Origin of the sequence: Longibaculum muris, from assembly GCF_004343035.1 — a bacterium.
In the GTDB taxonomy this organism is placed as follows: domain Bacteria; phylum Bacillota_I; class Bacilli_A; order Erysipelotrichales; family Coprobacillaceae; genus Longibaculum; species Longibaculum muris.
Genome location: NZ_SMCQ01000001.1, coordinates 1 through 11127, shown reverse-complemented (window position 1 = coordinate 11127; position 11127 = coordinate 1). Strand labels below are relative to the sequence as shown.

11 protein-coding genes are annotated in these 11127 nt (G+C 30.4%); 1 reads left to right on the top strand and 10 read right to left on the bottom strand.

Features of this window, described 5'->3' with window-relative positions; translation table 11 throughout:
- Positions 1–9: 9 nt before the first annotated feature.
- From EDD60_RS00055 to EDD60_RS00045, 3 genes are all read right to left on the bottom strand, one after another.
- On the bottom strand, positions 10–423 hold the full coding sequence (locus EDD60_RS00055; protein WP_066444927.1) for an acetyl-CoA carboxylase biotin carboxyl carrier protein: 414 nt from the start codon (positions 421–423) through the stop codon (positions 10–12).
- A 40-nt stretch (positions 424–463) separates the two neighbouring features.
- Positions 464–688 (bottom strand): acyl carrier protein, encoded by a 225-nt coding sequence (locus EDD60_RS00050; RefSeq protein ID WP_066444924.1) that lies wholly within the window; start codon positions 686–688, stop codon positions 464–466.
- Positions 689–906: 218 nt separating this feature from the next.
- Entirely contained in the window at positions 907–1443 is a 537-nt protein-coding gene (locus EDD60_RS00045) for a biotin transporter BioY (RefSeq protein WP_132226099.1), read from the bottom strand.
- 141 nt (positions 1444–1584) lie between these two features.
- On the opposite strand from EDD60_RS00045, the gene EDD60_RS00040 reads away from it, so the two are divergent.
- The gene (locus EDD60_RS00040; protein ID WP_066444921.1) at positions 1585–2688 is read left to right on the top strand and encodes a site-2 protease family protein; all 1104 of its coding nucleotides are present in this window, start codon (positions 1585–1587) and stop codon (positions 2686–2688) included.
- A gap of 23 nt (positions 2689–2711) precedes the next feature.
- Here EDD60_RS00040 and EDD60_RS00035 read toward each other — a convergent pair whose 3' ends face one another.
- The 7 genes from EDD60_RS00035 to EDD60_RS00005 form a co-directional block, all read right to left on the bottom strand.
- Entirely contained in the window at positions 2712–4544 is a 1833-nt protein-coding gene (locus EDD60_RS00035; RefSeq protein WP_066444918.1) for an ABC transporter ATP-binding protein, read from the bottom strand.
- Positions 4537–6759: an ABC transporter ATP-binding protein gene (locus tag EDD60_RS00030; protein WP_066444915.1), complete on the bottom strand. Its 2223-nt coding sequence runs from the start codon at positions 6757–6759 to the stop codon at positions 4537–4539. The genes EDD60_RS00035 and EDD60_RS00030 overlap by 8 nt, the downstream gene beginning before the upstream one ends.
- Entirely contained in the window at positions 6756–7184 is a 429-nt protein-coding gene (locus tag EDD60_RS00025) for a MarR family winged helix-turn-helix transcriptional regulator (protein ID WP_066444911.1), read from the bottom strand. Before EDD60_RS00025 ends, EDD60_RS00030 begins: the two co-directional genes overlap by 4 nt.
- A gap of 138 nt (positions 7185–7322) precedes the next feature.
- Entirely contained in the window at positions 7323–8564 is a 1242-nt protein-coding gene (locus EDD60_RS00020; protein ID WP_066444908.1) for a glutamate-5-semialdehyde dehydrogenase, read from the bottom strand.
- Positions 8557–9693: a glutamate 5-kinase gene (gene proB / locus EDD60_RS00015; protein ID WP_066444905.1), complete on the bottom strand. Its 1137-nt coding sequence runs from the start codon at positions 9691–9693 to the stop codon at positions 8557–8559. Before proB ends, EDD60_RS00020 begins: the two co-directional genes overlap by 8 nt.
- Positions 9653–10510: a hypothetical protein gene (locus EDD60_RS00010; protein WP_066444903.1), complete on the bottom strand. Its 858-nt coding sequence runs from the start codon at positions 10508–10510 to the stop codon at positions 9653–9655. The genes proB and EDD60_RS00010 overlap by 41 nt, the downstream gene beginning before the upstream one ends.
- Before the next feature lie 224 nt (positions 10511–10734).
- Positions 10735–11127 (bottom strand): hypothetical protein (locus EDD60_RS00005; RefSeq protein WP_207905267.1); only part of this gene is annotated, 393 nt, incomplete at its 5' end.

The following is an 11127-nucleotide window of genomic DNA, read 5'->3' as shown; positions in this document are numbered from 1 at the left end:
GATTTCACCTTACCCTATCATCATTAAAACTTGATCATATTCAACTGTTTCTCCATCACTTACATTGATAGATAAAACTGTTCCACTCACTGTCGCTTTAATTTCATTCATCACTTTCATCGCTTCAATAATACAAACGGTATCTCCCTCTTGAATGTGTTGCCCAACTTTCACAAATGGTTCTTGATTTGTTCCACTGGCTTGATAATATGTTCCTACAAGTGGACTCGTAATTGCTGTTCCTTGTTCTTGTTTTACTTCTTCAACTTCTTGAATAGGTGCACTCTTTATTGTTTTTACAACTTCCACTGGTTCCATTTCTTTTTCTAAAGTGATATGCAAATCACCATCAGTTAAGTCCATTTTTGAAATTTGACTTTCTTCAAACATTTTCATGATTGATTTGATTTTTTCTGTATCCATAAATTTTCCTCCTTAGAAAAATAAGCTAAGATAACTTAGCTTATTGTTTAGATTCAATTAATTTCACGATATCTTCAACTGTAACTAAAGCAGCTAATTCTTCATCACTGATTTCAACATCAAATTCAGTTTCTAAATCTAAAGATAATTCAACTGCAGCTAATGAATCAATTCCTAAATCATCTTTTAAGTTAGATTCTAATTTGATATCTTCTCCTTCAATATTTAATGATTCTACTAATGCATCTTTCACTTGTTCAAACATTTATATTTCCTCCTATATGTTTATTTACTTAAAACTTTTTAATTTCTTACTTCAAATTTTTGAAGTAATGCTAGTATATACCTCTTTTTTTGATTTGTAAATACTTTTTATGAAATTTATTTAAAAAATTTTATATATTATTTTTTAAGTTTTTAGATAAAGAAAAAGATGGATTTCTCCATCTCATTCAAATAAGTCCTTTTTTATTTTCATACTAACTATTCATAAAGCATCTTTTTAGGCACATATGCTTGTAATCTTTCATAAATAACAATTGCTGCAATGACTGATAAAAGATCCCCTGGAATATAAACAAGAAATAAACTTGTTATTAAAAACATAACAGGATAACTTTGTCCATAATAGAAATATTGAAGCAAAGCAAAATACAACATCCCAATCAAATAAATCAATAACATTCCTATTAAACAGACAACAAACGTTTTGATATAATTTTGGTATTGAAAGTGTCCTACAAAATAGGCACAAACAACAAACCCAATCAAATACCCAAATGAAGGAACAAGCACATAAGAGATTCCCCCACCACTAGCAAACACTGGAATTCCTAATAATCCAATGCCAATATATAATAACACACTATAAACTGCTTTTTCTTTTAATATCAAAGCGGCCAATATCACAAACAATGTTTGTAATGTTACTGGTACAATAGAAATTGGTAACTTGATAAACGCTCCTACTCCAATCAGTACAGCAAATAAAGCATATAAACACATATCTTTTGTTTCCATTTGATAACCTCCTTGGTTCCTAAGAATACAACAAATCTTTTTATTTGTAAAGTATTTTTTGTAATTATCTTTACAATAAAGAGATATATCATTTTCAAGAACTATGTTATAATAAGAAAAAATAATGTGTGAGGTTAATTTATGAAAAAGTTTTTTAGTCAATTTTTTATTTTTGTTTTATATTTAATTGCTGGAGGAATGTGTGGATATTTTGGTATTGCTTTTTTTAAAGATTATGATTTATCAATTATCACTGCTTTTTACGTTCTTGGAGCTTTTTATATATGTATCTTTCTTCAAGTCATTATTCATGAATGTGGTCATTTGATTTTTGGATTATTATCAGGCTATCAATTTTTATCTATTCGTTTCTATAATTTCATGTGGGTAAAAAGGAATGATAAAATTGTATTTAAGATGAATAAAGTTCCTGGAACACTTGGTCAATGTCTGATGAGTATTGACCATTATCAAGAGCCTTTTCCTTTTGTTCTTTATCATCTTGGTGGTGTTTTTAACAATCTTATTTCTGCACTCATTTCCTTTATTATATGCTTAATTATCCATAATCCCTATTTACAATCGTTCTGTTTTAGTCTTGGTATATTTGGATTGATAAGTGCTCTAACCAATGGACTTCCACTCAATATAGGAATAGATAATGATGCTAAAAATGTTTTCAATATGATGAAATACCCAATCACAAAATATGCTTGTTTTCAACAACTCAAAATTATTGAATATATGAGTAAAGGATATTCCTTAAAAGATATCAATGAAGACAACTTTACAATCTATTCCAATGAAGACTTAACACATAATCTTTGTATGAGTATCACTGCTTTCTATTGTCTAAGAGAAATTGATTTATCTCACTATCAAAAAGCCTATGATATAGCCAATCATATTTTGAATCAAAATATTCAAATGGAAGATAATACGATTTATCTTCTCAAAAACATCGTTCTTTATATTCTTATCCTCACAGATCCACAAAATCCTAAAATTAATAATATAAGAGATAAAAAATATTTAAAAATGGCTAAACTTCTTAAACGTGATCTCACAACTTTAAAAATTGAATATGCTTACCAATTATTATCATGCCATAATCCAGTAAAAGCTAAAAAAATCTTGGAACAATTTCATAAAGCATGTCTCACTCATCCTTATCTAGGTGAAATAGAAAGTGAAACAAGACAAATAGAAATGATTCAAAATTTATATAAAGAAAAGAGTTTGTAAAATTTCTCTACAAACTCTTTTTTTTATTCATCTTCTTTACTTGATTCAAATTGTGAATGATATAAGTCAGCATAGAAGCCACCTTTTGCAAGTAATGATTCATGGTTACCAAGTTCAACAATGTCTCCATCTCTCATAACAATAATTGTATTCGCATCACGAATTGTAGAAAGACGATGGGCAATAATGAAGCTTGTACGACCTTCCATTAACTTATCCATACCTTTTTGAATTAAGACTTCTGTTCTGGTATCAACTGAAGAAGTTGCTTCATCTAAAATCAAGATTTTTGGATCAGCTAAGAATGCTCTTGCAATTGTTAATAATTGTTTTTGACCTTGAGAAATATTATTTGATTCCTCATTAATCACAGTATCATAACCATCTTCTAATGTGTTGATAAAGTGATCAGCATAAGCCAATTGACATGCTTTTTCCATTTCTTCATCAGTCGCATCTAACTTACCATATTTTAAGTTTTCTCTAATCGTTCCACCAAATAACCATGTATCTTGAAGAACCATACCAAATAAACTTCTTAAATCACTTCTTGCATAATCCTTAATATCATGACCATCAATTAAAATATTACCACTATTTAATTCATAGAATCTCATTAATAATTTAACAATTGTTGTTTTTCCAGCCCCGGTTGGACCAACAATCGCAACAGTTTGTCCAGCATGCACATGCATAGAAAAATCATTAATAATTGTTTTATCTGGATTATATCCGAAATTAACATGATTGAAAGTCACACTACCATCAATCTTAGCTAATTGTTCATGCGTAATTCTTGGTGTTTCTTCTTCCAATTCAGATTCATCTAAAAATTCAAAAACACGTTCAGCTGCTGCTGCAGTTGATTGTAATTGATTCATGATTTGAGCTAATTGGGTAATTGGCTGATTGAATTGACGGACATATTGAATAAAGGCTTGAATATCACCAATTGAAATCGCATTTCCTGATGCTAAGAATCCACCTAATAAACAGACTCCAACATATCCAATGTTTCCTACAAAGTTAGTTAATGGTTGCATTAAACCAGAGAAGAATTGAGATTTCCATGCTGATTCATATAAATCATTATTGAAAACTTCAAATTTTTCAACTGAATCTTCTTCTCCATTAAAAGCTTTAACAACTTGATGAGCCCCATACATTTCTTCAATATGACCATTCACATTTCCTAAACTTTGTTGTTGTCTAAAGAAATATTTTTGAGTTCTTTTCATGATTCTTGTCATCAGGAACATTGAAACTGGTAAAACACATAATGCCATTAATGTCATTGGAACACTAATTGTTAACATCATAATGAAAATACCAATAACTGTGACTGATGAAGTGACAATTTGTGTCATACTTTGATTTAATGATTGAGCTATTAAATCAACGTCATTTGTGACACGTGATAAAGTATCACCACTTGAATGTTTATCAAAATAACTTAATGGTAAACGATCCATCTTTTGCGAAATTGCTTTTCTAAAATCATAAGCCACTCTTTGAGAAATACCTGAAGTAATAAATCCTTGAATATAATTTAACAATGCACTTAATAAATAAATACATGCTAGAAAAATTAAAATCTGTGAAATTGCTGTAAAATCAATTCCGCCAGTATTGCTGACTTTAGCCATAATACCTTCACTTAATTTATCAGTTGCTTTGGCTAAAATCTTTGGTCCAAAGATTGAAAATACAGTTGAACCAGCGGCAAATATAATAATAAAGATAAATTTAACATAATAAGGTTTTAAGTAAGCAAATAATTTTTTGATTGTTCCTTTAAAGTCCTTAGCTTTTTCTGTTGCGGGTCCATGACCACGTCCCATTGGTCCTCTAGGCATCTGCTAATTCCTCCTTTGAAAGTTGTGAATAAGCAATCTCTTGGTATACCTGACAAGTTTCCATCAGTTCCTTATGAGTTCCTTTTCCAACAATTTTTCCTTTATCTAATACAATAATTTGATCAGCATCCATAATTGATGCAATTCTTTGACCAACAATCAAAACTGTATTTTTAGTTTTTTCTGTGAGCTTACTTAATTCTTTTCTTAAAATAGCATCGGTTTTAAAGTCTAAAGCTGAGAAGCTATCATCAAAAATAAGGATTTCTGGATTTTTAGCTAATGCTCTAGCAATCGCTAAACGTTGTTTTTGACCACCAGAAACATTTGTTCCACCTTGTGAAATTTCTTCACTTAACCCTTTTGGTTTATCATCGACAAATTCTTTTGCTTGGGCAATACGAATCACTTCGCTTAATTCTTCATCACTTGCATCATGTGCACCATATTGAAGATTTGAACGAATTGTTCCTGAGAATAAGACACCTTTTTGTGGAACAACCCCAATTAATTCTCTTAAATCGTGTTGTTTAACATCTCTAACATCTACCCCATCAATTGTTACACTACCTTCAGTAACATCATAAAAACGTGGTATTAAATTAATTAAAGTCGATTTACCTGAACCAGTAGAACCAATAAATGCAGTTGTCTTACCAGGCTCAGCAGTAAAACTAATATGACTTAAAACAGCTTCATGAGCCCCTGGATATTGGAAAGTGACATCTTTAAATTCTACTAATCCTTTTTGAGATGCATTAAATTCTTTTGCATCATCTGGATCTTTAATTGATAAATCAGTAGATAAAACTTCATAAACTCTGCCAGCAGCAACACTTGCACGAGGAATCATAATAAAGATCATCGCAATAAATAAGAATGACATAATAATATGCATTGCATATTGGATAAAGGCCATCATATCCCCAATCGCAATATTTCCTAAGTCTAATTGTTGAGCACCAACCCAAACAACTAACACAGTCGCAATGTTCATAATAAACATCATAATTGGCATTAATGTCGCCATTGCACGGTTAACAAATAAGTTAACTTTTGTCAAATCATCATTGGCTCTATCAAAGCGATCTTCACTATGCTTTTCATTACCAAAAGCACGAATAACCAAGACACCACTTAGATTTTCACGCATTGTTAAGTTCAATCTATCAATTAATGATTGAATAATTTTAAACTTAGGCATAACAACCTTAATTAAGACAAACAATACGCCACTAATAACTAATAAAATAAGCAAAATAATCCAAGTCATTGATGTTGAATGAGTAATTGCTTTATATAATGCACCAACACCCATCATTGGAGCAAATAAAACAATACGAAGCAACATAATCATTAACATTTGTACTTGTGTAATATCATTTGTTGTACGCGTAATTAATGAAGCTGTTGAGAATTTATTAAATTCAGTATTAGAAAAACTTTCAACTTTTTCAAAAACAGCTTTTCTTAAATCTCTAGCCACACCTGCTCCAACACGTGAAGATAAAAAGGCAGAAATCATTGCTGCAACTGAACCTAACAAAGCAATTGCCAACATAATTAAACCAGATGAAAGAATATAACGTGTTTGAATACTATCAACATCAGCACCTAATGCAAGATATTCAGTCTTTACACCATTTCCACCAGCAATCAACATTGTTGATTCACCCATTGCATCTATTTGTGTATCAATTTTCTTTGTCATTTCCTTTTTGGTATTCGCATCCATCATTGAAAATACTTGATAAATATCCATACCAGCTGGTAAATTCCCAAATCTTTCTTGATATTCTTTGGAATTTTTATCCATTGAATCAATTGAAGATACCATCAACATTGGTTTAATTAATGCACTCTCTAATTGACTCTTTTCATCTTTAGATAGATCATTTAAAACATAAGCATTTTTAAGTTTAGGGAATTCTTCTTTAAAGTTATCTTTTAAGTTTTCATAACTTGTATAAGTATAACTTGATTCAATGGTTTTCTTTTGTTCATCATCAGCAAAAACCAAAAGATGTTTAAAAGTTTCATCACTAAATACATCAGCAACTGGACTATCAAAACCACCTGCTTGAATTCCATTGGTTACAATTTTACTCATATAATCTGGTAAAGCCAATTCTGATTGAGATTGGATAAAAACGCATCCAATACATAAAAGAATTGGTAACCAGAATTTATAAGCAAACTTACGCAACTTAATCATTCCATTTCCTCCTTTATATTTTTTTGCATTCTTTTAATGATATTCAAAACAGTTTCAAAATCTTCCTGAGTCATTTCTCGACAAATAACTTCATAGACATAATCAAACTCTTTTTGCATACCATTTAATGTTTCTTCCCCCTGCGGCGATAAGACAATTTTATTATTGCGCTTATCTTGACTATCAATTTCTCTTTCGACTAACCCCGAATCAACCAAACGTTTAATTCTTACTGAAAGAGTTGCCTCAGTAATATGAAGTTTTTGAGCTATTTCTTTTTGATTCATTTTATTATCATGAATTAAAAACATCAGTTTTGCCTGTTCTGGTGTTAAATTATGAAAACGTGAAGCAACAAGTTTTGTTGAAAGCTTGTGTACTGTCCGTAATTCTTCCATAATTCTACTAAAGTTCTCATGTTTCATCTTTGTTCACTCCTTATTACTTAGTGCACTAACAATTATAGTTAGTCGACTAAGTATTGTCAACAAAAAGTATCTTTTATTTTTATAACAAAAAAGAATCAATAAATATCTCATCATTCATCGATTCTTTTATAAACATTATTTTCTAACTTGACCATTTCCATAAATCTTATATTGATATGAAGTCATCTCAATAAGTCCTAAAGGACCTCTGGCATGTAATTTTTGGGTACTAATTCCAAGTTCCGCTCCAAAACCAAATTCTCCACCATCACTAAAACGCGTAGAAGCATTATGATAAACACATGCAGAATCTAATGAATCCATAAACTTTGCAGCTGCTTGTTCATCTTCAGTGATTATAGATTCTGAATGTTTAGTAGAATATTGATAAATATGAGAAATAGCTTCTTCAATTGAATCAACTATTTTAATAGCAACAATATAATCATCATATTCCTTGGCATAATCTTCTTTGGTCGCAGGATAACAATCTATGATTTGCTGAACTTTTTCATCGCCACGAATTTCAACTTTTCCATCAAACGCTTTTACCATTAATGGCAAATAAACATGAGCTATATCTTGATGAACAAGGATTGTTTCAATCGCATTACACACTGATGGTCTTTGTATTTTAGCATTCACACTAATATCAATAGCTTTTTGCATATCTGCTTCTTTATCAATGTAAAGATGACAATTGCCTGCCCCGGTTTCAATCACTGGAACTGTTGCATTTTTAACCACAAAATCAATTAATCCCTTTCCACCTCTAGGAACAACAACATCAACATAATCATTTGCTTGAATTAATTCATTAACAATTAAACGATCAGTATTATCAATCAAATGGATACAACCATAAGGTAAAATATCTTTGGTTGCTTCTTGCATTAATCTTGTTAAAATACGATTAGAATGAATGGCTTCTTTCCCACCTTTTAAAACACAAACATTACTTGATTTTAAACATAAACATGCAATATCCACGGTTACATTAGGACGAGATTCATATATAATCGCAAAAACACCAATAGGAACTCTCACTTGTTGAATATGCAATCCATTAGGACGCTCTATTTCACGAATAACTTGTCCTATTGGATCTTCTAATTGTGTTAGTTTTCTAACGTCCTGAACCATTGATTGAATCCGTTGACTATCTAAAAGCAGACGATCAATCATAGCCGGTGACATATTATTTTCTTTAGCACACGCTATATCTTTTTGATTCTCTATAATAATTTCATCAATATGTTCAAGTAAAGCTGAAGATATATTAAGCAATGCTTTGTTTTTATCTTCTTGACTTATATTTTTCATTAAACGACTCGCATCTTTTGCCTCAGTTAACTGTTTTAATAAACATTTATCCATGACTTTCTCCTCCTAACACCACCATATTATTCGCATGAATGACTTCATCATAATCCTTATAATGTAAAATAGATTCAATATCTTGACTATCATGACCCATAATGAGCTTAATTTCATCACTTGAATAATTACTAATTCCTTTAGCAATCTTCTTTCCCTGTTGATCTACAAGATCAATGACCTGTCCCATCAAAAAATGACCACTTACATCAATGACTCCTTTAGCCAATAAACTCTTTCTTTGTTCTTCAATTGCCAAAACAGCACCATCATCTAAAACAACCGTTCCTTTAGCATTACTACGATAGGCAATCCAATGTAACCTCGCATTTAAATTTTTACCACTATGTCCATTGAACCAAGTTCCTTCTTCATTATCAAAAACATGTAATATACTATTTTCTTTTCCACCATTAATAATGACCATATCACGTCCATAATCATTAACAATTTGAGCAGCTTTAATTTTTGTCATCATTCCACCAGTTCCTAAAGAAGAAGATGGTTCTCCAGCCATTTGTTTAATTTCATCTGTTACACATTCAACATATTTTAATAACTTAGCATCTGGATTCTTTCCAGGGTGGCTTGTATATAACCCATCAATATCACTCACTAAAATTAATAAATCAGCATCAACAACAGGCACTAATAAAGCAGATAATGTATCATTATCTCCTACTTTAATTTCATCAACTGCTAAGGCATCATTTTCATTGACAATTGGAATGACACCATAATCCATTAAAGCATGCATTGTATTTGATAAATTCAACAATCTCTTACGATCATCAAAATCGCCATGATTTAATAAAACCTGTGCACAATCTAAATGAAAGATATGAAAAATTTCTTCATAAATCTGCATAAGTTGAGCTTGTCCAATAGCTGCCAATGCTTGTTTTTCTGGAATCGTACTAGGTTTACTTTTTAAATGTAATGCTCCCATTCCTGCCGCAATTGCTCCTGATGAGACCAATACAACTATATAACCTTGTTTTTTTAATTTAGAAATCTGTAATGCTATGTTTAATATTTTTTCTTTATCAATTTCCCCATTTTGATTGCATAAAGAAGATGAACCTACTTTAATGATAATCTTCTTGATTCTCGCTATTTCTCTTTTCATCATATCCCCCTGTTATTTCTTTGTAAAATAAATACTTTGCTATTTCAAATCTACCCTTAAAAACTTCAATATATAAAAATAAAGAAGTAACCATGCAAAACAACATTAATATTTCATTAATTGATCCCACAATCAGGATAACAATTCCTGTTAAAACCCAGTATATCATATGTCTGAGCATATAAACTAAGTACAATTCAAAAAAGTTAAAAATATTTTTTCTCATCAACCGAATAGAATAAGAAATACATTCACTCCAAGAAAATTCTTCTAACTCCATGACATATGGAACCGGCATAAATAATGCAGTCAAAAATAAATAAACCAAAATACAAACAATAATATTTAATATGAGTAAACTATTATGCATAATAAGTTGTATTCCTTTAAAATTAGGAATAAAATATTCTGTCTGTATTAAAGCATTTCCAATCGATGATATCCATTCTAATGATAATTCAGGTATCAATGAATGAATAGAAAATAAAGTTGGTAATGCAACTAGCAAAACAACAAAAAGAATAATTGCCTTACGCATAAGATAAGCTGGTGCAACTCTAGCAAATTCTATAATTCCTATCATTGACTGATGGTAATCAATTCTTGGCTTTTTCTCATCAACCAAAGTCATTGCACATTTTACATATCCATGAGCAATTGGGCATAAAAACAAAGATACAAAAAATGAAAACAAACCACTTCTTAAATATTGCGCTAATAACCCCACATAACCAACATAAAAGAATTCAGGTATAATTTGTTGACGATACTTTAAATAGATATCATTTGATTGATTTTTTATTCCCCTAATACTCATGTTTATTTCCTCTCTTTGTTTTTACTATTATACACAACTTCACTATAAAAGTAAAAGGTCAATACAAAAAGCTTATAACAATCACGATATTCTATTATTTTATTCAATTTATTATACTTATCTAATTATTGACAAATGTATTTAAAGATTTCATTTTATTTTTAATCTATCAAAATATGCAAAAGAAAGTCTCTATCACTAGAAACTTCCCTTTTATTCCAAGTTTACTCTTTTATACAATCTGCAGCTTCATATATCTTTTCTAGACTTGCTTTTTCAATAAGTAAATCAAATATCTTTTCGTACTGCTCTACGGATAGATTTTTCAGAAAGCCTGTTTCGGCTTGTGGATATGTCTTGATAAACAATTTTAATACAGAATATCTTAATCCATCATTCAATCCAAGTTTCTTTCCTTCAGCCAATCCTTCTTGCAGCCCTTCTTCTTTTCCTTCGTCACGTTCTCTTTTCATTCTTGCCTGTCTTGCTCGCTTGTTTAAATCACGGTTGAATGCCATGTCTTGTAGAATCATATCTTCATTAAAATCATCTGCCTTCTTCTCCATGATATCCACCACCTTCTTCTTTAACTTCATTATATCATCATCGATTCCATT

What these genes read in the sequence shown, in the direction of transcription:
- EDD60_RS00055 (WP_066444927.1), bottom strand. Translation starts at nt 423, where the DNA reads ATGGATACAGAAAAAATCAAATCAATCATGAAAATGTTTGAAGAAAGT.
- EDD60_RS00050 (WP_066444924.1), bottom strand. Translation starts at nt 688, where the DNA reads ATGTTTGAACAAGTGAAAGATGCATTAGTAGAATCATTAAATATTGAA.
- EDD60_RS00045 (WP_132226099.1), bottom strand. Translation starts at nt 1,443, where the DNA reads ATGGAAACAAAAGATATGTGTTTATATGCTTTATTTGCTGTACTGATT.
- EDD60_RS00040 (WP_066444921.1), top strand. Translation starts at nt 1,585, where the DNA reads ATGAAAAAGTTTTTTAGTCAATTTTTTATTTTTGTTTTATATTTAATT.
- EDD60_RS00035 (WP_066444918.1), bottom strand. Translation starts at nt 4,544, where the DNA reads ATGCCTAGAGGACCAATGGGACGTGGTCATGGACCCGCAACAGAAAAA.
- EDD60_RS00030 (WP_066444915.1), bottom strand. Translation starts at nt 6,759, where the DNA reads ATGATTAAGTTGCGTAAGTTTGCTTATAAATTCTGGTTACCAATTCTT.
- EDD60_RS00025 (WP_066444911.1), bottom strand. Translation starts at nt 7,184, where the DNA reads ATGAAACATGAGAACTTTAGTAGAATTATGGAAGAATTACGGACAGTA.
- EDD60_RS00020 (WP_066444908.1), bottom strand. Translation starts at nt 8,564, where the DNA reads ATGGATAAATGTTTATTAAAACAGTTAACTGAGGCAAAAGATGCGAGT.
- proB (WP_066444905.1), bottom strand. Translation starts at nt 9,693, where the DNA reads ATGAAAAGAGAAATAGCGAGAATCAAGAAGATTATCATTAAAGTAGGT.
- EDD60_RS00010 (WP_066444903.1), bottom strand. Translation starts at nt 10,510, where the DNA reads ATGAGTATTAGGGGAATAAAAAATCAATCAAATGATATCTATTTAAAG.